Below are 24,686 nucleotides of genomic sequence, written 5' to 3' on the forward strand. Positions count from 1 at the left end.
CGGTCGAGCGCTTCGCACAGCATGCGGCCGAATTCGCGATACATGCAGACGTTCACGTCGGCATCCACCAGTCGCGGCACCTCTTCCAGGTGGCTGCCCATGGGGAACACCATGTTCACGTCGGCGCCGATCCCTTCTACCAGCCGACGGATCTCCGCCAGATCGCTGGCCGAATTGAAGGTGCCGTAAATCGTGCCCACGATGTTCACGCGCGGCTTGTCGCCTTCCTTCCGTTCGCGGCGCTTGGGCGCCACGCCCTTCTTGAGGCCGTACTCCGTCCACAGCCAGTACAGCGCCCGCTCCGCCGCCTGCCACTGGTCTTCGTCGATCGTGCGTGGCAGGAAGCGCTGGATATTCGTGCCTTCCGGCGTGACGCCGCCGCCGATCATCTCAGCGATGCTCCCCGTGACGACCACGGCGGGCAGTTCGGGGTCGAGCGTCTTATGCGCGCGGCGCATCGCGCCTTCGGTGCCGTTGCGGCCGAGCTCTTCTTCGCCCAGGCCCGTGACGACAATGGGAAGTTCGTGCGGCGGCAGGCCGTCGGTGTAGTGCAGCACCGAGGTGACCGGCAGGTTTTCGCACCCCACCGGTCCGTCAATGACGACCTGCAACCCCTTGATGGCCGTGAAGACATACACGGCGCCCCAGTATCCGCCTGCGCGATCGTGATCGAGCACCAGCATCAGACCATCTCCTCCGCCTTGCGCGCCTTCGCCATCTTGGCGAGGTGGCGCTTGTAGTGATCGCGGAACTCAGGATGATCCTGCGGCACCTCTTCCCACACGCCGCTCGCAAAGCCGGTGCCGACGCCTTCGAAGAAGGTGGTCATGGTGTCGAAGCGGGCCTTGTTGCCGAGTGCGGCGTTCACCACGGTGGCCAGCGAGCCGGCACCAGCGGGGCCCATGAGGGGGCGCGCCGAGATGAGGTTGGTGAAGTACAGCGACGGGATGGACAGCTCCTTGGCCTTCTGTACCACTGGGGTGGTGCCGATGGCGAGATCGGGCTTGAACTCGTGCATCGCGGCGAGATCCTGCTCCAGCGACGCGCGGAATTGCACGTGGATTCCGCGTGCGGTCAGCCACTCACGATCCGCATCGCTGTGGACGGTGCGCGGACATGCCGTGCCCACGTAGCGCACGTCGGCGCCGCTCTCCACCAACAGCCGGGCCACCAGCAGTTCCGAGCCTTCGTAGCCCGACATCGTAATGCGTCCCGAGATCGGCATCTTGGCCAGGGCACCCTTGATGGCCGGCAGAAATTTGTTCTTGGCCGAATCGATGCGCTCACGGGCCACGCCCGCCATCTGACCGATGGCTTCGAGCCAGCCTTCCGTGCCGTCGTAGCCCACCGGGGCGGAACCCACGATGGGGCGACCCGCGGCGGTGAATTCGCGATACGAGGCCGTGTAGAACGGATGAATGGCGGCCACGCCCACGCAGTCGAGCGCGGCGTACAGCTCACGCCATTCTCGTGTGGGCACCACCGGACCGGCCGCCAGTCCCATCGGCTCGAGCATCATGCCGATGCCCACGGGATCGGCGGGGAACATCTCGCCCACCAGCGTGACCGTGGGCTTGTCGCTCACGCCACCGCGCGGCGCAGCCACGGGCCCGAGTTCGGCCTCGGTGCGCGCATAGCGCAGCATCGCACCGGCGAGCACATCCTTCGCTTCGGCATGCGTGGGCACGCCAAAGCCCGGCACGTCGATACCGATGATGCGCACGCCGTTGATTTCCTTGGGCAGCAGCTGCAGCGGCACACCCGATGCCGTCGGCACGCACAGATTGGTGATCACGATGGCATCGTACAACGCGGGGTCGGCCATCTTGTACACCGCATCGCGGATATCTTCGAACAGCTGTCCGGTAACGAGGCTTTCGGAGTTGAACGGTACGTAGCCCACGGTGCGTCGCGCCCCGTAGAAGTGCGACGTAAAGGTGAGTCCGTACACGCAACACGCTGAGCCGGACAGAATCGTGGCCGTGCGGCGCATGCGCAGCCCTACGCGCAACGAACCGAACGCGGGGCACATGCTCTGCGGCTGATCGTGCGGTCCCTTCGGATAGTCGGCGGCGTAGCGATCGAGCGTCTCACTTTTCCCAGCGGCTTTCGCCGCGGCGAGCATTTCGTCGGCGCCGGCGTGACACCCGAGTCCGTCGGCAGCGGTCGCGGCGGCGTTGATCGTGCTGCCATCGATGACCGGCAACACGCGCGATGTGGGCTGGTCCGCATCGTTCGCCGTGGGCGTGCTGCCCGCGTCGTCGTAGACGACTTCGCGAAGGCTTTCGCCGCTGGAGTGGTTGCTCATGACAGCCTCGTGATCAAACGGTGTCGTACACGACTTCGAGCGACGGCTTGGCGACGTCTTCGCGGCCCACGAGGTCGAACATCGTGGCCGGCTCGAGCACCACGTTGCCACCGACCTGGCTTGCCGCGAACAGTCCCAGCAACTCGTCCTGCGTGAGTGGCTTGGGACGCACCGGCGGCGCATCGGCCACGGCCTGGGCGAGTTCACCGAACAACGGGCCCCACTCACCACCGGGGTAGCCGATGATCTCGTAGTTCGCGCTCTTCTTGCGGATGTCGTCGTTGGCCGGAACTTTCGCGAGGATCGGGATGCCCGCCTTCGCCGCGAACGCTTCGGCTTCGCCGGTGCCGTCGTCCTTGTTGATGAGAATACCAGCCACGCCGACGTTGCCGCCGAGCTTGCGGAAGTACTCCACCGCTGAGCAGACGTTGTTGGCCACGTACAGCGATTGCAGATCGTTCGAGCCGACGACGATCACCTTCTGGCACATGTCGCGCGCGATCGGCAAGCCGAAGCCGCCGCACACCACGTCGCCGAGGAAGTCGAGCAGCACGAAGTCGAAGCCCCATTCGTGGAAGCCGAGCTTCTCGAGGATCTCGAATCCATGAATGATGCCGCGTCCGCCGCAGCCGCGGCCCACTTCGGGGCCGCCGAGCTCCATGGCAAATACGCCGTCACGCTTGAAGCAGACGTCGCTGATGGAGACCTGCTGGCCGGCCAGCTTGAGGCGCGACGACACTTCGATGATCGTGGGGCAGGCGCGTCCCCCGAAGAGCAAGGAGGTCGTGTCGCTCTTGGGGTCACAGCCGATGAGCAGCACCTTCTTGCCTTGCTGCGCCATCATATAGGACAGATTGGCGAGCGAGAAGCTCTTGCCGATGCCGCCCTTGCCGTAGATCGCAATGATCTGCGTCTCTTTGGTCACCGGTCCGGTGTGCACCGCATCGGGGCCGGCGGCGGCTTCACTGCGCACGCTGGAGTGCAGCTGATGCAGGGCGCCGTTGGTGGAGCTGGTACCGTCTTCACTCATGCAGCCGTTCTCCAGTCGAGGATCATCTTGACGCAGTGGGGATCGCCGAACGCGGTGGTGTAGGCGTCGGCAGCACGGGATACTGCTTCGCGATGCGTGATCAACCCGTCGAGCGCGAGCGCTCCCGAGTTGGCCAGCGTCGCGATCGTCTGCAGGTCGGACTCCTTCCACTGCGCCGCAATGCGAAAACGCGCCTGTCGCATGAACGCGGGCGGAAAGGTGAAGCTGACCGGTTCGCTGTAGAACCCGGCCAGACAGATCTCCCCGCCGGGAGCCAAGCGGCCCACCAACGTATCGATCAAGCCATTGGCCCCGCTCACTTCGCAGATCGTGCGATAGTCGCGCCGGGTATCCGTCTCCGGGTGGATCACGTCGTAGCCACGGGCGCCATCCATGCGCACCGGGTTGATCTCCCACACCGTCGGCCGTTTGCCGCCGTAGAGCACCACGAGACGCGCGATGAGCCGACCGAGCGCCCCATGGCCAACAATCAGCTCCGGCAACAGCTCCGGGACGTCGCGCGGCGAGACGCCGGGGGCCACCGCGCCGAGGGCGTTGTGCGCGGTCGCGGCCAACGCGAAGAGGGCCCCCGTCTCCCCAAGCGATGGGTCGAGCACCACGGTCTTGGTCCCCGGCACCACGACCAGCGAGGCCTGCCCGCCAAAGAGGCCGCGCGCGTCGGTGAAGCCGCGCGAGCCGGCGATGTACACGAGCTCGCCGACGGTGCGACCAGATGCGGGACCGGCCTCGACGATGTCGCCGACGCCTTCGTAGCCGGGCACGAGGGGATACCCGAGCCCGGGAAAGGGCGGCATCGTGCCAGTCCAGAGCATGCGCTCGGTCCCGGTACTGATACCAGACCAGCGCATCGCCACCAGCACGTCGGCGTCGGTGGCGGGGACGAGCGTCAGCTCGCGGACGGAGAGCTGTTGGGGTTGTTCGAAAACGACGGCCGTAGTCTTCACGAGGTGTAACGTGTTGTTGACACCAGAGACTGTCAACATTGGATGACTCGATTTGTCGGGATTCGTGCTGACGCGTTTTCGCGGCAGCGACGGCGCGCGCGACCGTCAGACTTCGGCGACGATCAGACCGGTCTGAATCGGAAAGCGCGTGGAGTACTCGCGGCTGCGCCGGAAGCCGGCCGCCTGCAGCATCTGATGGAGCTCGGAGGCCCGTCGGGCGCGGCCTTTCCCCATCGCCATCAGATAGAACGAGAAGTAGGCGTCACCGACCGTTTCGGCACCACGGACGCCGGCCATCGCTTCGGCGATCAGGAGCACGCCGCCACTCGGGAGCGCGGCCCGGACCCGCTTGAGCAGTCGCAGCACGGACTCATCGTCGTGGTCCAGCAGCACGCGGACCAGCGAAATCACGTCGGCGCCGGTGGGGAGCGCATCGGCGTGGAAGTTGCCCCCGTGGCAGTCCACGCGATCGGCGAACCCGGCCGCGCTGAGCCGCGCTTTCGCCCGGGCGGCCACGGCCGGCAGGTCGAACAGGCGCAGTTGCAGGTGGGCGTGTCGGTCACCGACGAGTGACAGGAACACGCCCTCACCACCGCCGACGTCGAGCAGGCAGGTATGCTTCGACAGGTCGTAGGCGTCGAGTACGTCGTGCGCCACGGGCGGCAGCGTGTCTGCCATGATCTCCGAGTACGCCGCGACGCGGGTGCCATCGATTTGCTGCGGCCGTGGCGCGTCGGCGTACGACCAGTAGCGCGAGAGCTCCGTGCGGAAATCGGAGCCCTGTCGGAGGAGCGAGACGGGATCGCTCAGGTCCTGATAGGCCATCCGATGATGCCGAATCAGGGCCAGCACGCCGGTGTTGCCGACGAGCGGGGCCCCCAACGCGCCAAGGGCGTAGCGCCCGTGGCGTCGCTTCATCATGAGGCGGAGCGAGACCGCCGCGTTGAGCAGCCGCTCGGTGCTGGCCCGAGACAGATTTGTCTTCTCGGCAATCTCGTCGAGCGTACGGGCCCCGCCGGCGAGGTATGCGAACAGGTCGAGTTCGACGCAGGCGAGCAGGGTTTGGGTGTACACGAACCCCGACACGATATCGAACAGGGCCCGGGATCGCCGCATGGTCACCGCGCGCGTGAGCGGGAATCGCGCGCTCCATCGCTGGAACTTGTCGGTGGCAACGAGCGCGTTCCACCGGTCACGGATACGCTCGTGCCAGGCGGAAGGGTGCGCGATGGCCGCCGCGCCGAGTTCATGGGCGGGCTGGGCTGCGTGTGGCGTTCTGGCGCGCTCGGTCGCCAGGGCCGGGACCTTGGCCGTCAGGGCATGCTCGGGAGGGTTCACGGGCCGACGATAAGCAGAGGAAACGGGAGTGTCAAGAAAAGTGTACACATTGAGTGTAAAGCTCTTGCGACCCTGACGCCCCGATTCTATCGTCGTCAACGATGGATTGGCCACGACGAGGCCACCGCACGAACCTCAGTGAGCCCGCATGCGACCGGTATTTCCGTTCAGCGCGATCGTTGGCCAGGATGAAATGAAGCTGGCCTTGTTGCTGGTGGCCATCGATCCCTCGATCGGTGGGGTCATGGTCTTTGGCGACCGCGGTACCGGCAAGTCCACGGCCGTGCGTGCGCTGGCTGGGCTGTTGCCCCCCATGAAGGTGGTCGCCGGCTGCCGGTACGGCTGCGACCCCCAATCCAATGGCGGGCGATGCGAGGAGTGTCAGGCCCGGGCGGCGGCCGGGGGGCATACCAAGTCGGTGCTGGCGCCGGTGCCGGTGGTCGATCTCCCGCTGGGCGCCACCGAGGACCGCGTGGTCGGGGCCCTCGACCTCGAAAAGGCGTTGACCACCGGCGAAAAGGCCTTCGAGCCCGGCCTGTTGGCCCGCGCCCATCGCGGCTTCCTGTATGTCGACGAAGTGAACCTGCTCGAGGATCACCTGGTCGACCTGCTGCTCGACGCGGCCGCGACCGGCGAGAACGTGGTCGAGCGTGAAGGGGTGAGCGTTCGCCATCCCGCCCGATTCGTGCTCGTGGGCAGCGGCAATCCCGAAGAAGGCGAGCTCCGGCCCCAACTGCTCGATCGCTTCGGCCTCGCGGTCGACGTGCGCACGCCCACGGTCATCGCGACCCGCATCGACGTCATCAAGCGCCGCGATGCGTTCGACCGGGATCCGGCCGCGTTCATGACGCACTGGCACAAGGCCGACGCGAAAGTGCGCCGCCACCTCGAAAAGGCGCGCACGCGCCTCGATGCGCTCGTCGTCTCCGACCAGGTGCTCGAACGGGCGGCGACGCTCTGTTCGCAGCTCGGCACCGATGGGCTGCGCGGCGAGCTCACCCTGCTCCGCACGTCGCGCGCGATGGCGGCGTACGAGGGCAATGATGAAGTGACGCTCGCCCACCTGCGCCGGATCGCGCCGATGGCGCTCCGTCATCGCCTGCGCCGCAATGTGCTCGACGACGCCGGGTCGACCACCCGGGTCGAACGCGCCATCGCGGAGCTGTGGGGCGATGTCGTCGCCAGTCGCTGACCTGCCGCGCGGTGGCCCCGCGCTGACGGCGTTGCTGCTGGCGGTCGATGCGCGCGGACTCGGGGGCGCCATACTCGATCATCCGCTCCACGAGCAGGCGCGTGCCTTTTCGTCACTCGTGCAACGCGTCCTTCCGCAGGGGGCCCCGTTGCGACGCGTGCCCTCCAGCGTGACCCCGGATCGACTGTACGGCGGCGTCGATCTCGCCGCGACGCTGTCCACCGGGCACATCGTCGCGGAGCGTGGCGTCCTCGCGGCGGCCGATGGCGGCGTCATCGTCGTGCCGATGGCCGAACGGCTCTCCACCGCGGCCCGCACCGCGCTGTGCGAAGTGCTCGATCACGCCGAAGTGCAGGTGGCGCGCGATGGCATCAGTGAGCAGCACGCGGCCCGCATCTGTGCTGTCATCATGGACGAGTCGATCGACGATGAGTCGGTGCACGAGGCCTTACGCGACCGGCTGGCGTTCGTCGTCCGCATGAGCGGGTCGGCCGCTGAGGCCTTGCTCGATGACGCCGATGATCGCGACGTCGCCTCGTGGGGGCGCCAGACGCGCGACGCGCGACATCGGTTGATGTCGGTGAGCGTGGACGACTCCTGGATCGTCGCCCTCTGCGAGACGGCCGACGCGTTCGGTATCGACTCGGTGCGCGCACCCCTCATGGCCCTGCGCTGTGCCCGGGCACACGCGGCGTTGCACGGACGGCTCATGCTGATCGAAGCCGATGCCGAAGTGGCCGCAGCGCTGGTCCTCGCGCCACGGGCCACGCGACTGCCGCCGCCGCCCGACGAGCCGGCCAACGAGAACGAGCCGCCGCCCTCGACGGAGAACACGCCGCCGTCCGCTCCCGAGGACCACGCCGACGACACCCCCCAGCCTCCCGAGCCGCCCGACGACGAGCCGGACGACGCGGACTCGGATGACGACGCCCCGACGCCGCCGTCGAGCAGTACGGACGTGTTGCGGGAGGCCGTGACGTCCGCGCTGCCGCCGGGCATGCTCGCGCGGCTACTGGAACAGGTGAACGGCGGCACGATGCAGGGACGGGTCGGCGCCGAGAAGCCGAACATGGTCCGTGGCCGTCCACGCGGGGCGCGCAGTGGCCTCCCACGCGGCGGCGCGCGATTGCACTTGCTGGAAACGTTGCGCGCGGCCGCCCCATGGCAACGCGCTCGGCGTCAGCACGCCACGCCGGGCGCCGCACCAACCGCGCCGTCGACACGTGGGCGTCCGCGCGTGCAGATCCGTCGCGAGGACTTCCGCATTCGGCGCTTCATCGAGAAGACCGGCACCACCGTGCTCTTCGTCGTGGACGCGTCGGGGTCCTCCGCGCTCAACCGGCTGTCCGAGGCGAAAGGCGCGGTCGAACTGCTGCTGGCCGAGAGCTATGCGCGTCGCGATCGCGTGAGTTTGATCGCGTTCAGAGGGCAGGGCACGGAGCTGCTCTTGCCGCCAACGCGGGCGCTCGCGCGTGCAAAGAAAGTGTTGGCCGCGCTGCCCGGTGGCGGTGGGACCCCGCTGGCGCACGCCATCGACGCGGCGCTGGAACAGGCCCTGGGCGCCAAGCGCGCTGGGAGCGCCCCGTTGGTGGTGATGCTCACCGATGGACGCGCCAACATCGCGCGCGACGGGACCCCGGGCCGCCCGGGCGCTGAACGCGACGCGCTCATGGCGAGCGCACGCTTCGCGCAGCAGCACATTCCCGCGCTCTTCGTGGATACGTCCGCGCGTGGCGAGCCGGTGGCGCGTCGCGTGGCTGACGCGATGCGCGCGCGCTACGTGTTGCTGCCGGCCGCGAATGCGAAGGCGCTCGGCGGACTGGTGCGCACCGCGATGACCATGGCTGAAGGAGTCGACCGTGAATGAGACGCCGGTCGTACACCGAACCGTCTGGCCGTGGCAGTCCTTGGTGCGGGTACGTCATCCGTCCATGCTATCCGACACGGACATCGCGACGCGCGAGACATCGCTGCGTGTCGCCCTGCGAAGCCTGGTGGTCGTCGTCTTTTTCTGGTGGAGTGCCACGGGCATCATCTTCGCCCTCGAGCGCAGCGAGGCCACGCGCGCATTGGGGCTGGTGCTTGCCAGCGGGCTCGCCGTGTGGGGGGCGTGGCTCTTGTATCTCGAGCGTGACCGGGGAACGGCCTCTGGCGCGCGACGCAGCTTTCTGGGCTCGGCGTTTCTGTGGACGTGGGTGCAAGTCGCCTTCTACGGCGGCTGGCTCGTCGGTCCTCGCTCGCTCATGGTGCCGGTGCCCGCGCAATCACCCAGCTGGGCGTTCGCGGTCCAGTCGGTGCTGTCGATGCTGTGGTATCAGCTGGCCATGGTCGCGGTGCTGATCGTCACCGGCGTCCTCACGGCCCGACGGGCCAATCGCGCCGGGTGGTGGTCGCTCGTGCTCTTCTGGGTGACCCATCAGGCGGCCAGCATCAACATCTTCCTCGGCGTCGAGAATCCCGGTCGGGGATTCTTTCCGGAGTCGCTCACGTATCTCGAGTCGTACTTCGGGCCGCAGCGCAACAGCGTGCTGCTGCCGATCAGCGTCGCGCTGTTGCTCATGTTCACGCTGCGCACGATCGTTCATGCTCTGCGCGATGCCTCGCCCGTACGTCGGCAAGGCATGATGCTGCTGTCGGTGCTCGGTGTGCTGGGTGTGCTCGAACTCTCGGTACTGGGCATGCCCGTGACGCTGCCGTTCTGGCAAGCGTTTCTCGACGTCCGCGGGTACTGAGGCCGCGGGCCGCGCTCACTCGTAGCGCAGCGCGGCGATTGGGTCCAGGCGGGCCGCCCGGCGTGCGGGTACCATCCCGAAGACGATACCGATGCCGACGGAAACCACCACGGCGATCACGGTCAGCGACACCGGCACCGGTGCCGAGATGTCGAGCGCCAATGACGCGACGCGGCCCAGCGTCAGGCCCACGAGAATGCCGATCAGCCCCCCGATACCGGTCAAGGTGCACGCCTCGACGAGGAACTGCAGCAGAATGTCCTGCCGCGTGGCGCCGAGGGCCTTCCGTACGCCGATTTCGCGCGTGCGGCTGGTCACCGATACCGTCATGATGGCCATGACGCCAATGCCGCCCACCAAGAGCGCCACCCCAGAGAGCACGATCATCACGAGAAAAAAAACGCTCGTGATGCCATTGAACGTGTCGAGAATCTGATCCTGCGTCACGAGGTCGAAGCTGTTGCTGCGACCTGGGCGGAGGCCACGCATTTCGCGAAGCGCCATGACGGCGGCGCCTTGCGCGTCGGCCACGCTGACGCCGGTCCGGGGCTTCACGGGGATCCACAGCGCATTCGTCTTGTCGATGGTGTAGCTGCGCTCCATGAACTTGTATGGCACGATGGCGCCAACGGCCTGTCCGGGCGGTGCGAAGATGTTACCCGGCTCCTGCCAGAGGCCGATCACGATGAGGGGGCGTCCACCCACCTGGACTTGACGGCCCAGCATCCCCTCGCGTCCGAACAGCCGACGTGCGGTTTCGTCTTGGAGTACCACCACCGGCGCGCCCGCCGTGAGTTCGCTGCGCGTGAACCAGCGCCCTTCTACGAGCTCGCCGCCTTGAATACGCGTGAACCCGTCGTCGGCGCCAAAGATGGCCATGGACTGTGACCGCACCCCGTTTGATTCGATGCGCGCCAACGTCTGCGCCCACAGCGACGCGTACGCGATCTCGGGCAGCCGACGTAGGCCCTCGGCCTCCTGCTCGGAGATCTCGGGACGGATCCGGACCTCCTTCGGCAGATTGTCCGGATTGAGCGGCGTTTGCGAAAACTTCTTCATGACGTAGAACGTGGTGGGCCCGGCCACCTCGATCGTGGTCACGATCTGCGAGCGAATGCCTTCCACGATGGCCGCCATCGCCATGACGGTCGCGACGCCGATGACGACGCCCAGAATGGTGAGTGTCGACCGCAGCTTGTTCGTGCGGATCGCGTCGAACGCGATGAGCACGTTTTCGCGTAAGGAGCCGACGCGCAGGGCCATGCCTCAGGTCTCCGCGCGCATCGCGGTGATCGGATCGAGTCTCGCGGCCCGTGATGCGGGATACACGCCGAACAGCACGCCGATCCCCGCGCCGAGCGACAAGGCCAGGCCTACGCTCCAGAGCGACACCTGGGCGGGTAAGGGAGAGAACGCGGCGATGGTCGCTGCCAGTCCCGATCCTGCCGCCACGCCAAGCAGTCCACCGCACGTCGCCAACGCCACCGCTTCGGCGAGGAACTGACGCCGGATGTCCGCCGACGTGGCGCCCACCGCTTTACGCAATCCGATCTCGTGCGTGCGCTCGGTGACGCCCATCAGCATGATGTTCATGATCACGATGCCACCCACCAGCACGCCAATCGCGACGACGGCCGGTACGACGGCGAACAGCACTCTGGTGAGCTGCTTCCAGAAGTCGACCAGCGCCTCGGCTGTCCCGACATCGAAGTTGTCGCGATCCGACGGTCGCAGTCGGCGCGCCAGGCGCATGGCTTCCTGCGCCTTGGCCATTGCGGGCCCGATCTCAGCGGCCTCGCGCATCTTGATCGAGATCGTGGTGTTCTGTCGTCGCCCGTAGATGGCTTCGAAGGCCGAGATGGGCATCAAGGCAAACCCGTCGAACGACTGTCCGAGAACGCGGCCTTTGCGGGCGACGACGCCGACGATCGTGTAGCGCTGCCCCATCACGCGCACGTCCTTGTCGATGGCCGACGCGCCCTGAAAGAGCTTTTGCGCCACGTCGGCGCCCACCACGATCACGTTGCGCCGTTCGCGCACATCGATGTCGCTGAGCGGCCTGCCGTCGGTGAATCGATAGTCCTGAACGACCTGATAGCCCGAGGTCACACCGAAGATGAGGACGCTGCCGAGGGTGCGGTCGCGCCACACGACGTCGGCTTGTGGCGTGGGCCATCCGCTTTGCAGGGCGATTGCCAGCGCGTCGGGGAGCGCCTCTCGCACCGCTTCGGCGTCGTGCTCGTCGACGCGCGGCCGGCGACGCAGCAGGCGGAATTCGTCGTCGGTGAACAGGCCAAGACTGATGGGCAGCCGACGCACCTGGAAGGTGTTCATGCCGATCATGGCGTCGGCGATGTTCTCCTTCACGTACGCGTTCATCCCCTGGATGATCGCCACCACGGCCACCAAGAAACCGACGGATACCACGATGCCTAGCAGGGTGAACGCCGTTCTCAGCGGGTTCACCCGAAGCTGTACGAGCGAGAGGCGGATAACGTCGGAGAATCGCATGGAGCCGGACTTACTCGTGACGGAGCGCCTCCACCGGGTCAAGCCGTGACGCGCGCATGGCGGGGAGCATGCCGAATGCTACGCCGGTGATCGCGCTCGCGATCAATGCGGTCGCTACGATGCTGCCGGGGAGCGTGGCGGGGATCGACGTGTTCGAGCGAATGCCCCACGCGAGGAGGGCACCCAGTGCCAGTCCGACGAACGCGCCGATGCTGGTCATGGTGGACGCTTCCACCAGGAACTGCCAGCGAATCGTTCCCGAGGTGGCACCGAGTGCCTTTCGCACGCCGATCTCTCGGGTGCGTTCAGTGACGGAGATCATCATGATGGCGACGACCCCGACCCCGCCGACGAGGAGCGCAACGGCCGACAACGCCAAGCCGACGGCGAAGATCGCACCGAACAGCTGGTTGAAGGTGTCCATGAGGCGATCCTGCTCGACCAGATAAAACGTGGCGCGGTCGCCCGGGCGCAGGCCACGGCGGGCGCGCATGGAGGCCAAGACTTCGTCCATGACCTCACCCTGTGTCACCGTCTTCTCAGGCCGTACCATCAGACTGAGGCTGTTACGCGACACATCGAGGCTGCGTACCGCCGCTTGGATGGGAATGATCGCACGCGGGGTGTCCGGGCCTTTCCCCTCCAGCGACTTCAGAAAGCCGGCCTTGGGCGCGTAGATGCCGATCACGGTGAACTGCCGACCGCTGATCATGATCTGCTTGCCGATCGCTTCCGAGTCGCCGAACAGCTGCGCTTTGAGCGTATCGTTGACGAGCACCACCGGCTGTCCGGCGTCGTACTCGGTCCGCGTAAAGTTGCGTCCGGGGAAAATGTCGGAGGCATCGACCGACGGCCACTCCACGCTGTACGCATCGAAGCCGACGTTGTCCACGCGGCTGTTGCGATACGCGAAGTTGCCTCGGCCACCGAGTACGCCGATCACGTTTTCTACGCCAGGGATGCGCTTGATCATGTCCCATTCGGCAAACGAGATCGGCGGATTGCTGCGATCCGGACACTTCTCATCGGTGCCATCGCACCCACTGATGCCCGAGCTGCGACGCTGCACGATGAACGTGGTGGCGCCGATCTCCTCGAGATCCTGCTGAAACGAGGTGCGGATCCCGGTCACGACGGCACCCATGGCGACGACCACGAACACACCGATCGCCACTCCGGCGATGGTCAGGGCGGCGCGCACCTTGTTCGAGCGGATTGACTCCAGGGCCATCCCGACACCTTCGAACACCAGTAGGAATCGATTCATGCGATCAGTCCTGGCGCAGCGCGGTAATGGGATCCAGTCGCGACGCGCGACTGGCAGGATACAGTCCGGCGGCAATCCCGACGCCGGCTCCGGTCACGAGAGCCGCCGCGATGGACCACGGGGCGACGGCGGCGGGAAGCGGCGTAAACACGGAGACGAGCTTGGCGAGTCCGATCCCCAAGCCGATGCCAATGGCGGCACCCAGCGTACTGAGTGTCGCGGCCTCGACGAGGAACTGGGAAAGAATGTCCGAGCGCTTGGCGCCAAGCGCTTTGCGGACGCCGATCTCTCGCGTGCGCTCCGCAACCGCCACCAGCATGATGTTCATGATCACCATCGCACCGACGACGAGACTGATCGCCGGCAGTGCGGTGCCAAACAATACGAGGCGACCCGTTAGCTGCTTGATGAAGCCGAAGGCGGCGTCCTGCGTGACGAGTCCGAAGTTGTCAGGCTCGCCTGCCCGCAGTCCGCGGATCGCGCGGAGCGCGCCGCGCGCCGCTTCCATACCATCGGGGAGATCCGCTTGCGTCGGGGCCTGTACAATCAACGAGGACACGTCGCGCTGCGGCCGGATGATGCGACCCATCGGCGACGTGTACGGCGCGATGGCGTTGCGGTCGAGCGAGAAGCCGAACACCGAGCCTTGCTTCTCGATGATACCGATCACGGTGAAGGGAACCCCCGCGACGCGCAGTTCACGACCTTCCGCGTTGAGCCCGGGGAAGAAGTGATCGGCCACTTCGGTGCCGATCACGATCACGCGCGCACCCGCGCGCACTTCCTGATCGGTGAACGCCCGCCCGACTGTGACGGCAAACCGCTTGATGTCGAAGTAGTTCGCGTCGGTCGCGACCGCCTGCACCTGGCGCGGCCGTGCGCCCGGTGCCGACGCATACTTGAAGGTCGTGCTCGCGATGCTGGACGTCATGGTTGCGGGAATCGCGGCGCGCACGGCGTCGACATCCTGCATTCTCATGAGCGGTCGTCGCTGGGCGGAGCGCGCATCGATGCCGCGATTACCAACGGGGCCGACGTTGCTGAATCGCTGCACCGTGAAGGTGTTGCTGCCGATCAGGCGCGCGGCGAAATCCTCTTCGACATATCGTCCCATCCCTTCAACGATGGAGACGACGGCGATGAGGAACATGACGCCGATAGTCACCCCGAGCAGGGTGAAGGCGCTCTTGAGTTTCTGAACTCGAATCTGGGTCAGGGCCAGACCGATAGCGTCTCGTGTTTTCACACCTGAATAATAGCCGAACCCCGCAATTCGTGCCGAAGAGAGCCCGGTGGCGGGCCGCTACTCGTAGCGCAGCGCGTCAACGGGATCAAGACGGGCCGCCCGACTGGCGGGCAGCATCCCGAAGAGGATGCCCGTGACCGCGCTGGCGCCGAGCGCGACGACCACCGCCATTGGTGGGATGCTCGCTTGAATCGGCGTAAAGCTGCGAATCCCCAGCGCGCCCAGCCATCCCACGAAGAGGCCGATCGCCCCGCCGATGCCGGTGAGTGTGGCGGCCTCGACCAGAAACTGCCAGAGAATCGTGGCTTTCGTCGCGCCAAGGGCCTTGCGCACCCCGATCTCACGCGTCCGCTCGGTCACCGAGATCATCATGATCGCCACGACGCCCACCCCGCCGACGATGAGGCCGACCGCCGACAGCGCAATCATCACGAGGAAGAACATGCCGAAGATGCTGTTGTACGTCTCCAGCAGCTTGTCCTGCGTGATGATCGCGAACGACGACTCGTCGCGGGGACGTGTTCCGCGCATACCCCGTAATGTGGCGGTGACGTCGTCGAGTGCGATGTCACGCGCCACTCCCTCACGCGGCTTGACCGCGAGCGACACACCGCTGGCCCGCGCGCCCACGTAGCGAATGAGCGACTGCACGGGAATCACGGCCTTCGGACGCTCACCGCCCGACAGGAAGCTGCTGTTGTCCTTGTACACCCCGATCACCTCGAACGGCACGCCGTTCAGCGTGACCGACTTGCCGACGGGATCGGATTCGTCAAAGAGGCGGGTTGCCATGAGCGTGGTGATGACGGCCACCCGGGCACCGGTGCGGGCCTCGGCCGAGGTGAACGCCCGCCCGGGATACACCTCGGGGGCGCTGATGGTCGTCCATTCGGCGCTGTAGCCCTCCACGCTCGCCGATGGCAGTTCGCGCTCGCGATACTTCACTTTCGTGCCCCAATCGAGGCGCTCGCCGACGGCCTCGATGCTGGGCAGGCGGCGCAGGCTCTCGACTTCGTTGGGACGAATGGGCGGATTGCGCAGCCAGGCGCAGGTGCCGTCGGAGCCGTCGCAGTTCTCGAAGCTGATGGGATACCGCGACACGAAGAACGTGGTCGGCCCGGTACTCGCGAAGTCGTTGGCCACCGACTGGTTGATGCCGTGAATGGCCGCGGAGATCGCGACCACCACGAAGACGCCGACGGCGATGCCGAGAATCGTGAGACCGGCGCGGACCTTGTTGGCACGGACCGCGTCGAGCGCGATGCGGACGCCCTCGGCCACGGCAGATAGGCGGGTCGTGAAGGCGGACATGCGCTATTCCTGCCGAAGTGCGGTGATGGGATCCAGACGCGACGCACGGCTGGCCGGATACACCCCGGATACGACACCGACGCCGGCGCCCAGTGCAATACCGACGACGATGGACCAGGGCGCCACGCTGGCCGGTAAGGGCGAGAACGCGGCGATGCCTTCGGCGAGACCGATGCCGAGCGCCACCCCGATCGCCGAGCCCACGATGCCGAGCGTGGCCGCTTCGATCAGGAACTGCAGCAGGATGTCCTTTCGCTTTGCGCCGAGTGCTTTGCGCACGCCGATCTCGCGCGTGCGCTCGGAGACCGCGACGAGCATGATGTTCATGATGACGATGGCGCCGACGACGAGGCCGATCGCGGGCAGCGCAATACCGGCCAGCACCAGGTAGCTCTTGATCTTGTTCCAGAACTCGAGGGCCGAGTCGGCGGTCTGCAAGGTGAAGTTGTCCCGCTGTGCCGGCCGGAGATGATGCTGTGCCCGCATGACGGCCCGAACGATCTCCATCGTTTCGGTCATGGCCTCCGGGCTTGGCGACTGAATCGCCACGGCGTCGACGATGTTCGGACGCGAGTTGAGCAGACGGCGCGCCGGTGAGCGCCACGAGGTCACGAGGAAATTGTCGAATGACATGCCGAACGCCTTGCCCTGCGACTCGGCCACGCCGATCACCCGGTAGGGAACGCCACCCATCTTGAGTTCACGGCCGATCGGATCGAGCCCCGGGAAGAGTCGCTCGGCGGCATCGATGCCGATGACCACCGACTTCTCGCCGCGTGACAGCTCCTGCTCGGAGAGCACACGGCCGGTGGTCACGCCGAGATTCTTCACCTCGAAGTACTGGCCTTCCACCGCGAAGACCCGTGTGGTGCGCGGCTTCCCGCTGGATGCGGAGGTGACGGCGACCTGATCTTCACTCGTGATGTACCACTTGGCGTCGGCTGGCAGGGCGTCGGTGACCGGTGCGACATCGAGCAATCCGAGCCGTGGCCGACGCTGGTATTCCGCCCAAGTGGCTTCATCAATGTCGCCGATGTTGATGTTGGGGCGACTGCGTAACTCGAAGGTATTGATGCCGATCAGCTTGCCGATCAGGTCCTCTTCCATGTACCGCCCCATCCCCTCGACGATCGAGACGACGGAGATCAGGAACATCACACCGATACAGACGCCGAGCAGCGTAAACGCGCTCTTGAGCTTCTGGACGCGGATCGTGTTGAGCGCCAATCGAATGGCTTCGAAAAACTGCATGGGGGGAGCGCCTCGCGCCGCGTGGGGTCTGCGAGGATGTACGGCGCGCACGGGTGAGAGTTTCGCGCCCCCGAAACGACCACGAGGCGCCCGGAATCCGAGCGCCTCGTAGCGGAACTGTGGTATGGCGGACTGGCGCGTTGCGCCGGATGGTCCCGACTAGTGTACGCGCTCGCCGGAGACCTTGAGCGCATACTGCGCGCGTGTCTCGTCGCTCGAGATGACGCCATCGCGCAGCACGATGATGCGCTTGGCGTGCACCGCGATGTCCGGTTCGTGCGTGACCATGACGACGGTCTGCCCTTGAGCGGCGAGTTCTTCGAACACCCGCATGATCTCTTCCGAGGTCTGCGAGTCGAGGTTGCCCGTGGGTTCGTCGGCGAGCAGGATGGACGGACGGTTCACGAGGGCGCGCGCGATGGCGACACGCTGTCGCTGACCGCCGGACAGTTCGTTCGGCCGGTGATGCATGCGCTGGCCGAGTTGGACCCGTTCCAATGCTTCCGTGGCGCGCTTCTTCCGTTCGTCGGCCGAGATGCCGGCATACACCAGCGGGAGTTCGACGTTCTGCAGCGCCGAGGCGCGCGGCAGAAGGTTGAACGTCTGGAATACGAAACCGATTTCCTTGTTGCGTACGCGGGCCAGCGCATCGTCGGACATTTCGCTGACGAGCATGCCGTTGAGCCAGTACTCGCCTTCGTTGGGCGTGTCGAGGCAGCCGATGAGGTTCATCAGCGTCGACTTGCCCGATCCCGACGGCCCCATGATGGCGACGTATTCGTTGCGTCGGATGGCGAGATCGACGCCACGCAGCGCCCGGACGATTTCGCCGCCCATGTCGTACTCGCGCTTGAGCTGACGCGTCACGATGACCCAGTCATGCGTCGGGGCGGCGCCGGCGGTGGTGGTGACCGCTCGGCGTTCTCCCGTGGTGCTGAGACCGATCTCGTCGAGCGTCTTGCTCACGGCTTCTTTCCGGTTGCCGGCGCCTTCTTGTCTTCCACCTTCGCCGTCTTGATCATGGCGCCGTCCTTGAGTTCGCGAATCGCCTGATACGTGCCGGCCACGATCGTCTCGCCGCTCTTCAGTCCGTCGAGCACTTCGAAGTGACGCTCGCCGGCGATCCCGACCTTGACGGGGCGGAAGCTGACGGTGTTGTCGGTCCCCACCACGAACACGCCTTCCACGTCGCGCTTGCCGACTTCCTTCGTCGGCTGGCGGCCGACGGTCACCGCCGAGTCCCCGTTGGGCAGGTCCTCGTTTTCACGAACCGTCAGGGCGATGATCGGGATGCTCAGCACTTTGGTCCGCGACGCCGTGACGATCTTGGCGGTGGCCGAGAAGTCGGGGCGGGTATCCTGGGGCGGGTTTACGAGTTCCACGCGCACTTCGTAATCGATCGCCTGATCGCCGGTGTTCGCGGCGGCCGACTTGGTGACCGAGCTATTCGAGATTTCGACCACGCGACCCACGAAGGTGGTGTCGGGGAAGGCATCGATCTGGATGAGGGCCGAGTCGCCGACGCTGATGCGTGCGACATCGGTCTCGTCGACCTTCACCTTCGTTTCGAGCACACTCATGTCACTGATCGTCATGAGCGTGGCGGCATCCTTGTTCAACGTACCCATGATCGCCGTTTCGCCTTCTTCCACGTTCAGGCGGGTGATCTTGCCGCTCATGGGAGCGATGATCGTGGTGCGGTTGAGCGCCTGGCGCGCGTCGCGCACCGAGGCCACGGCCTGATCGACACTGAAGCCGGCCGCTTCGGCGAGCGCCTTGTTCACCTCGGCCTGCGTCTTGAGCTGCTCGAGCTGCTCGTCGCTGACGAGCTCCGGCGACTGCTGCTTGATCTTCAGCGAGCGTTCATAGTTGCGCTGGGCCTGCAGCAGGCTGGCGCGCGACTGCGCCGCCTGAGCGCGGGACGACGCCAGAAACGCCTCCGAGCGCTGCAAGGCGGCCGTGACTTGCTCGGGATCGATCTGCAGCAGGAACTGCCCCTTCTTGACGACGTCGCCTTCCTTCACCGACAGGCGCACAATCTTGCCAGTCACGTCGGCCGACACGTCGACCTTGGTCCGCGGCTGGATCTGTCCGCTGGCCGTGACCGACGCGACGAGGTCGCGGGCTTCCACGGCCTCGGTCCGCACTTCGACCGGTTTCGTGCTGTTCTTCTTCGCACTGATCACGCCAAGAGCGGCAACGGCGATCACCACGGCAGCGCCGATCCCGAACTTTACACCTTTCGTCATGACTGGTCTCTGTTAGCGGATGGGACGGCCGACGGCGTTTTCAAGCGCCGCGAATGCCCGTTGTACATCGTAGATGGCGGTGATGCGGTCGGTCTCGGCGCGCTCGTAATCACCGCGAGCCTGTACGAGATCGACGATGCTGATAGCCCCCACGCGATAGCGCTCCTGCGCCAGCGACAGGGCCGTGCGGGCCGTGCGCACGTTCTGCTCCTGCAAGACCACGGTCTGCTGCGCCGTGCTCAGCGAGAGATACGCCGAGGTGACGTCGGCCGTGATGCGCAGTTCCTGCGAGCGCACGTCATTCTCGGCGTTGCGGCGCTGCACGCTGGCCTGCTCGATCTGTTGCTCCCGGCGCCAGCCGTTGAAGATCGGCATCGAGAACGAGGCGGACAGCGAGTACGGATTGCGCGTGAAGTCGAACGGGTACTTGCTCTGCGCGGCACGGATGGCGTCTTCCTGCGCGGCCGTGAACGTGATCCCGTTGCACTGGGCCAGATTGTTCGGGAGGCCGATACGGTCACGCACCTCTTCACTGCGAATGCAGGACGCCTTGGCGGAAAACGTGCTGGCCTGACTCTGGCTGATCAGCAGTCCGGTATTGGTGAAGCGATTCGTGAAGGCCGAGACGCCGGCTTGCAGCGACAAGGTCGGGAAGTAGGCACTGCGGGCCGAGGCTTGCGAACGGCGGGCGGACTCTTCGCGGGCACGGAACGAGCCAAGCGCCGGGTTGGTGCGGCGGGCCATCTCCAGAATTGCGGGGAGATCGATGGCTGGCGGGGCCGCGAGATTGGCGTCGAGCTTCGCGTCGGGGGTGGCATCGATGCCGATGGCCTGGAACAGCCGGACGATTTCGATGGCGGCCTGATTGCGCGCATTCAACGACGCGACGCGCTGCTGGCCATCGGCCACTTCGGCGCGCTGCACGTCGAGCTGGGTACCGGAGCCGACCTGCAACCGCGCCCGGGCCAACTGGAGCTGCGTCTGGGTGGTCGCCTGCAGCGTGTCCTGGAGCGAGGCGCGGGCCTGTGCCTGCAGCGCCGTGAGGTACTGGTTGGTGACGTCGTTGCGCACGCGCTGTTCGGCGGCGGCGATGTCGGCTTCGGTGGCATTCTGGTTCGCCTGGGCCGCGCGCCGGTCGTTCAGCGTCGCGAGCGACAGCTGCAGACTGGCATTCACCGAGGCGTCGGTCGAGAGCTGATCGTTGGTGGACCCGAAGGCCTGACCCTGGAAAAAGGTCTGCCGGCCTTCGCGGTAGCCACCACCCACGCTCGAATTCACGCCGGGGATGAACGCCCCGTTGGCGGAGCGCACCGCGGCGGCCGCCGTGCGCCGGGCGTTGGTGGCGCTCTGCAGCGCGGGGTTGTTCCGGCGCGCGAGTGCTAAAGCGTCCGTGAGCGTGATGATCGCACCAGAAGCCGGGGCAGCCTGCGCGGCAGCAAGCGACGGACCGGTCCCGGCAACAGCAAGCCCGAACGCGAGCGCAAACGTGGAAATTCTCATAGGAACGAAGCGGGTGGAGGACGGAGTCTGGGGGGCGTACGCACACCGAGCCGAGATGGTTTCATTGGATTGGACCGACGCGTCCTGACGGCCCGGCCCCACGGGAGTTGTTCGCGTCAATGCGGCACGTCGTCCCGAAGGGCCTCGAGATTGCGCGCCGGAATGCTGAGCCGGAGCAGACGCCCCTCAACATCCGCCCATACGAGGCGGAGGTCCCCACTGTTGACGGTCACCCGCCACCGCCGCGCCGCGCGCCGCACGCCGGCGACGACGATCGTGTCGCTGTTGGCCTCGAGGACGAGGCGGACGGTACCCTGGGTGTTGGCAATCGGCGTGAGGCTGGGAAGCGTGATTCCGGTGCCCGCACCACCCGTGCGCTCGCGCACCAGCAGCGCATACTGCACGATCCCGTCGTCTTCGACGACGACCGCGCCAGGCCGCAGCAGATACTCGCGCGCCGCTTCGCCCGTCGAACTGCGGGCGAGCGTGGCGAAGCGGCCGCGCACGCGCTGACCGCCCAGCCGCAGGGTGACATCGGCGCCCCGCCGTTCTTCCACGGAGTAGCGGACCGGTGTGCCCGCCGAATCCGTTTCCAGGCGCATCGCGACCCGTCGGTCGCCGAGGGCCGATTCGGAGCGACCTTCGAGCGTGCCGCCGTCCGGCGACGTGACCCGCTGCACCGAGAACTGCTCGCGTCCGGCGCGCTGCCCGTTCACGAAGAGCGTAAAGCTGCCGACGTCGAGGCGCGTCGGCGCCGGCGGCTGGGGGCGCGCCGCCACGAGGGGAGCGGCCAGCATCGTGGCCATGAGTGCCAGCACGCTGGAAGGAATACGCCGAGCTCGGCGAATCGAAGGCATTGGTGAAAGATAACCAGACAAGGCGCTCCCCTTCGCCATCGTGGGGTTCGCGGGGTATTGTGGGGCCATGTTCTCTTTGCCCCGCGCCGCGCGCGCCGATTCGTGGCCGTTCGGCTGGGTCGCGGCGACCAGCACCGCCATCCTCGCGTGCGCATTCTGGCAGCAGGCGCCGGGGTGGGCGTCGTTGGTCCTCGCCCTCGCCGCAACAGCGGGGGCGGTGTGGTTGTTGCCCACGCTGCGACGTCCGCGCGGGATTCCGGTGGTGACGGCCGTGCTGCTGGCGATCACGGTTCTGGTGGCGCTTGGCGAAACGGTCGCGTTGCAGTCGGTTCGCCGAGATTGGGCCGCGTGGTCGGCGGGCGAACGCGAGGATCGGGCGCAGCGCGTGGCCGCGCGCTTGACCGAGGTCGCGTCCACGTTGGGTCGCGTGGCGCAAGCGCGGGTACTGGATTCGACGGACGTCGCGACGCCGCCGTTGGAGGGGGGCGTGGAGTCCGCGCTGCTGGTCTTTCGGAACGGCATGCTGGTGGCGCGGGCGGGGCAAACCCGCACGCCGATCGTCCTTGGCGCGCCGATCGGTGTCCGTCTGGTGGAGGGTGCGTTCCATACGTCGCTGGTTGCACGCGCGCGCTCGGCCGACGGACAGGTCGAGGCGGTGGCCGTGGCGCTGGTGTCGTCGGCGCCGCCGGCTGACCGATTCGCCGAGCCGCTGTTGCGTACGCTCTGGGGGCGCGTGGATGTCGCCCACACGATCATCGAGTCGCCCGATTCGACCAACGTGACGGCCGGCTCGACGGTGGTGGTGGTGCCCGACGGACCAAATCGATTGGCGCGGGTGCGAACCCTCGATTTTTCCGAGGGTGAGACCCGACTGGCGTTGCTGCAGCGGGCGCGGGCTCGTACCTCCCTCTCGCTCGGCCTCGCGCTGCTTGGCATGCTGATCTGCGCTTGGCGCCGACCGGCGCGCACGGGGCAGCGCGTGGCGGCGGCGGCGGTGGCGGTGCTCACCATCGCGGTGGCGCCGCTGTCGGCCCTCTCGAACGTGTCCTCGTTGTTCGACCCAGCGAGCTACTTCGCGGCGATGGGCGGACCCCTCACGTCGAACGTCGCCGCGCTGCTGATCACGGCCATGCTCGCGCTCTCCGTGTTGTTGCTCGTATTGCGGGCGTCGTGGCAGAAGCCGTCGCGATGGATCGCGGCGGTGGTCGTGCTCGTCGCGGCGTCGGGCGGCCCGTTCCTGCTGCGCGATCTCGCCCGTGGCATCGCGTTGCCGGCGGCTGGCGCCGGCTTCGGGTTGTGGAGCGCGTGGCAACTCGCCCTGGCGCTAAGCGGCGTGTCGATCTTGCTGACAGGCGCCGCCGCGGGGCACGCGGCGCTCGGGTCGCGCCGCGGCTTGCCGTCCAGCGTCGCGCCGCTGCTCGCGCTCGCGACAGGCGCCTTCGCGCCGATTCTGTGGGATGCCCCCGGCGGTTGGCCGGCGTGGTATCCGGCGCTCTGGGTCGCGGCCATCGGCGCGCTGGCGCTGACCCGTCGCGGCCTCGCCCAGGTGGCCGCCGCCGCGGTCGTCGCCGGGGCAGGGGCGGCAACGTTGACCTGGGGGGCGACGGTACGGGCCCGGATGGCGCTCGCGCAGCATGATCTCGAACGCATCGAGGCGGTCGACGAGAACGCGTACCGACTGCTCGAACGTTTTGCGGCGGCGATGCGGGACGAAACGCGTCCAGTGCGCAGCACGGACGCGCTGCTGCGACGCTATGCGGCGAGCGAACTCGCGCTCGCGGGCTATCCGGCGCGGTTGGCGCGCTGGGCCCCGAGCGATTCCACGACGCCGGTGTCCGAGCTGTCGCTTGCCCCGGTGAACGATACGATCGGGGCGCAGGCCGTGATTGCGAGCCTCGCGCGTGCGAGCGGCCTCGCGGAGATCCGTGCCGTCGGGGATGGTCCGACCACCCTGCTCGTTGCCGCGGTCCCGGCCCCGGACGGCGTCGTGACCACGATTGCGGTGCCGCCTCGAACGCGGCTGTTGCCACTGGATCCGTTTGCGGCGTTTACCGGCGTCACGGGTGCCCGCGGCACCGCCGCCCCATACAAGCTGGCGCTGGCTGTGCCGTTGGCCGCCGACACGACCGTGTATCCGCTACGCTGGCGCCGTCGAGGCGATGCGATGCACGGCGATGGCGTGGCTGGAACCGGCATCGACGTGCGTCGGGTGTACGTGGAAGTGGAGCTCCGCACGCTCGATGTGTTGCTCCCGCGCGGTGCCCTGCTGGTGTTGCTCGATGTCGTGGCCGTCCTGCTGTTGTGGTCCGCCACGGCGCTCGCCGACGGTGCGCTGGGTCGGCTGTTGCGTCTGCGGCGTGCCCGCTGGTCGCGCTCGTATCGCGTGCGACTCAGCGGGGCGTTGCTCACCTTCTTCATCGTACCGGCCACGATCTTCGCCGCCTGGGCGTGGTATCGGCTGCAGGACGACGATCGCGCGGCGCGCGAGCTGTTGGTTCGGGAAACGCTGCGCGTGGCGGCCGCCGAGCAAGAGCGCCGTGCGATCGGGACGGCGCCGTCCAGCACCGGCGCGCCATTGTTCCTGTATCGCGATGGGCAGTTGGTGACCGCCAGCGACTCGCTGCTGGATGCCCTCGCGCCCCTGGGGCGCTTGCTGCCCGTGTCGCTCGGCACCGGCGACGTGATGACGGATGACTTCGGTGCCGACGACGCGTTCACCACGCGCCGGATTGCGGTCGGCGATGCGCGCACCCTCGTGGGCTTCCGACATCTTGCGTCCACCAGTTCGTTGGTCCTCGCGACGCCCGCGCGCGGCGACGAGTTCGCCCTCGATGCCCGCCGCGAGGATCTCGGTGTGCTTCTGCTGTTCGCCACGATGCTCGGGGCCCTGGCGGCCCTCTGGTCGAGCGGGCTGGCGGCCCGGTCACTG

General features: G+C 67.0%; 18 protein-coding genes and 1 pseudogene. 4 read left to right on the plus strand and 15 right to left on the minus strand.

Features of this window, described 5'->3' with window-relative positions; genetic code table 11:
* The 5 genes from ACIRA7_RS07980 to ACIRA7_RS08000 all read right to left on the minus strand — a co-directional run.
* Positions 1-683: nitrogenase component 1 (locus tag ACIRA7_RS07980; protein ID WP_396220325.1), on the minus strand; the 683-nt coding region annotated here is incomplete at its 3' end.
* A complete protein-coding gene (bchY, locus tag ACIRA7_RS07985) occupies positions 683-2,308 on the minus strand; it encodes a chlorophyllide a reductase subunit Y (protein WP_396220326.1) in 1,626 nt (541 codons plus the stop codon). The genes ACIRA7_RS07980 and bchY, both read right to left, overlap by 1 nt.
* Before the next feature lie 13 nt (positions 2,309-2,321).
* Positions 2,322-3,338 (minus strand): chlorophyllide a reductase iron protein subunit X, encoded by a 1,017-nt coding sequence (locus tag ACIRA7_RS07990; RefSeq protein WP_396220327.1) that lies wholly within the window; start codon positions 3,336-3,338, stop codon positions 2,322-2,324.
* Entirely contained in the window at positions 3,335-4,303 is a 969-nt protein-coding gene (gene bchC / locus ACIRA7_RS07995) for a chlorophyll synthesis pathway protein BchC (protein ID WP_396220328.1), read from the minus strand. Before bchC ends, ACIRA7_RS07990 begins: the two co-directional genes overlap by 4 nt.
* 105 nt (positions 4,304-4,408) lie before the next feature.
* Positions 4,409-5,641 (minus strand): methyltransferase, encoded by a 1,233-nt coding sequence (locus ACIRA7_RS08000; RefSeq protein WP_396220329.1) that lies wholly within the window; start codon positions 5,639-5,641, stop codon positions 4,409-4,411.
* 148 nt (positions 5,642-5,789) lie between these two features.
* Here ACIRA7_RS08000 and bchI point away from each other — a divergent pair, with 148 nt between their 5' ends.
* The 3 genes from bchI to ACIRA7_RS08015 all read left to right on the plus strand — a co-directional run bounded on the left by bchI (position 5,790) and on the right by ACIRA7_RS08015 (position 9,565).
* Positions 5,790-6,833: a magnesium chelatase ATPase subunit I gene (gene bchI, locus ACIRA7_RS08005; RefSeq protein ID WP_396220330.1), complete on the plus strand. Its 1,044-nt coding sequence runs from the start codon at positions 5,790-5,792 to the stop codon at positions 6,831-6,833.
* Entirely contained in the window at positions 6,814-8,700 is a 1,887-nt protein-coding gene (locus tag ACIRA7_RS08010; RefSeq protein WP_396220331.1) for a magnesium chelatase subunit D, read from the plus strand. The genes bchI and ACIRA7_RS08010 overlap by 20 nt, the downstream gene beginning before the upstream one ends.
* Positions 8,701-8,764: 64 nt before the next feature.
* The gene (locus ACIRA7_RS08015) at positions 8,765-9,565 is read left to right on the plus strand and encodes a DUF3623 family protein (RefSeq protein WP_396220332.1); all 801 of its coding nucleotides are present in this window, start codon (positions 8,765-8,767) and stop codon (positions 9,563-9,565) included.
* Positions 9,566-9,580: 15 nt separating this feature from the next.
* On the opposite strand, the gene ACIRA7_RS08020 is transcribed toward ACIRA7_RS08015, so the two are convergent.
* From ACIRA7_RS08020 to ACIRA7_RS08065, 10 genes are all read right to left on the minus strand, one after another.
* Complete coding sequence (locus ACIRA7_RS08020) at positions 9,581-10,828, minus strand: ABC transporter permease (RefSeq protein WP_396220333.1); 1,248 nt, start codon at positions 10,826-10,828, stop codon at positions 9,581-9,583.
* Between the two features lie 3 nt (positions 10,829-10,831).
* Positions 10,832-12,076, minus strand: a complete 1,245-nt coding sequence (locus ACIRA7_RS08025) for an ABC transporter permease (protein ID WP_396220334.1) — start codon at positions 12,074-12,076, stop codon at positions 10,832-10,834.
* 10 nt (positions 12,077-12,086) lie between these two features.
* Positions 12,087-13,343 carry an ABC transporter permease gene (locus ACIRA7_RS08030; RefSeq protein WP_396220335.1) on the minus strand — a complete coding sequence of 419 codons (1,257 nt, stop codon included), beginning with the start codon at positions 13,341-13,343 and terminating at the stop codon, positions 12,087-12,089.
* Positions 13,344-13,347: 4 nt separating this feature from the next.
* The gene (locus tag ACIRA7_RS08035) at positions 13,348-14,589 is read right to left on the minus strand and encodes an ABC transporter permease (protein WP_396220336.1); all 1,242 of its coding nucleotides are present in this window, start codon (positions 14,587-14,589) and stop codon (positions 13,348-13,350) included.
* Between the two features lie 57 nt (positions 14,590-14,646).
* Positions 14,647-15,900 carry an ABC transporter permease gene (locus ACIRA7_RS08040; RefSeq protein ID WP_396220337.1) on the minus strand — a complete coding sequence of 418 codons (1,254 nt, stop codon included), beginning with the start codon at positions 15,898-15,900 and terminating at the stop codon, positions 14,647-14,649.
* Positions 15,901-15,903: 3 nt separating this feature from the next.
* Positions 15,904-17,151 (minus strand): ABC transporter permease, encoded by a 1,248-nt coding sequence (locus tag ACIRA7_RS08045; protein WP_396220338.1) that lies wholly within the window; start codon positions 17,149-17,151, stop codon positions 15,904-15,906.
* A gap of 159 nt (positions 17,152-17,310) precedes the next feature.
* The gene (locus ACIRA7_RS08050) at positions 17,311-17,988 is read right to left on the minus strand and encodes an ABC transporter ATP-binding protein (protein ID WP_396220342.1); all 678 of its coding nucleotides are present in this window, start codon (positions 17,986-17,988) and stop codon (positions 17,311-17,313) included.
* A 125-nt stretch (positions 17,989-18,113) separates the two neighbouring features.
* Complete coding sequence (locus tag ACIRA7_RS08055; RefSeq protein ID WP_396220339.1) at positions 18,114-19,400, minus strand: efflux RND transporter periplasmic adaptor subunit; 1,287 nt, start codon at positions 19,398-19,400, stop codon at positions 18,114-18,116.
* Positions 19,401-19,412: 12 nt separating this feature from the next.
* Complete coding sequence (locus ACIRA7_RS08060) at positions 19,413-20,900, minus strand: TolC family protein (protein WP_396220340.1); 1,488 nt, start codon at positions 20,898-20,900, stop codon at positions 19,413-19,415.
* A gap of 116 nt (positions 20,901-21,016) precedes the next feature.
* Positions 21,017-21,757, minus strand: a complete 741-nt coding sequence (locus tag ACIRA7_RS08065) for a hypothetical protein (RefSeq protein ID WP_396220341.1) — start codon at positions 21,755-21,757, stop codon at positions 21,017-21,019.
* 67 nt (positions 21,758-21,824) lie between these two features.
* Between ACIRA7_RS08065 and ACIRA7_RS08070 the strand changes: the two are divergent.
* A pseudogene (locus tag ACIRA7_RS08070) lies at positions 21,825-24,686 on the plus strand (hypothetical protein); the annotation flags it as partial.

It is taken from the genome of Gemmatimonas sp. (genome assembly GCF_044376735.1).
GTDB lineage: Bacteria > Gemmatimonadota > Gemmatimonadetes > Gemmatimonadales > Gemmatimonadaceae > Gemmatimonas.

What these genes read in the sequence shown, in the direction of transcription:
- bchY (WP_396220326.1), bottom strand. Translation starts at nt 2,308, where the DNA reads ATGAGCAACCACTCCAGCGGCGAAAGCCTTCGCGAAGTCGTCTACGAC.
- ACIRA7_RS07990 (WP_396220327.1), bottom strand. Translation starts at nt 3,338, where the DNA reads ATGAGTGAAGACGGTACCAGCTCCACCAACGGCGCCCTGCATCAGCTG.
- bchI (WP_396220330.1), top strand. Translation starts at nt 5,790, where the DNA reads ATGCGACCGGTATTTCCGTTCAGCGCGATCGTTGGCCAGGATGAAATG.
- ACIRA7_RS08010 (WP_396220331.1), top strand. Translation starts at nt 6,814, where the DNA reads ATGTCGTCGCCAGTCGCTGACCTGCCGCGCGGTGGCCCCGCGCTGACG.
- ACIRA7_RS08015 (WP_396220332.1), top strand. Translation starts at nt 8,765, where the DNA reads ATGCTATCCGACACGGACATCGCGACGCGCGAGACATCGCTGCGTGTC.
- ACIRA7_RS08020 (WP_396220333.1), bottom strand. Translation starts at nt 10,828, where the DNA reads ATGGCCCTGCGCGTCGGCTCCTTACGCGAAAACGTGCTCATCGCGTTC.
- ACIRA7_RS08025 (WP_396220334.1), bottom strand. Translation starts at nt 12,076, where the DNA reads ATGCGATTCTCCGACGTTATCCGCCTCTCGCTCGTACAGCTTCGGGTG.
- ACIRA7_RS08030 (WP_396220335.1), bottom strand. Translation starts at nt 13,343, where the DNA reads ATGAATCGATTCCTACTGGTGTTCGAAGGTGTCGGGATGGCCCTGGAG.
- ACIRA7_RS08040 (WP_396220337.1), bottom strand. Translation starts at nt 15,900, where the DNA reads ATGTCCGCCTTCACGACCCGCCTATCTGCCGTGGCCGAGGGCGTCCGC.
- ACIRA7_RS08045 (WP_396220338.1), bottom strand. Translation starts at nt 17,151, where the DNA reads ATGCAGTTTTTCGAAGCCATTCGATTGGCGCTCAACACGATCCGCGTC.
- ACIRA7_RS08050 (WP_396220342.1), bottom strand. Translation starts at nt 17,988, where the DNA reads ATGGGCGGCGAAATCGTCCGGGCGCTGCGTGGCGTCGATCTCGCCATC.
- ACIRA7_RS08055 (WP_396220339.1), bottom strand. Translation starts at nt 19,400, where the DNA reads ATGACGAAAGGTGTAAAGTTCGGGATCGGCGCTGCCGTGGTGATCGCC.
- ACIRA7_RS08060 (WP_396220340.1), bottom strand. Translation starts at nt 20,900, where the DNA reads ATGAGAATTTCCACGTTTGCGCTCGCGTTCGGGCTTGCTGTTGCCGGG.
- ACIRA7_RS08065 (WP_396220341.1), bottom strand. Translation starts at nt 21,757, where the DNA reads ATGCCTTCGATTCGCCGAGCTCGGCGTATTCCTTCCAGCGTGCTGGCA.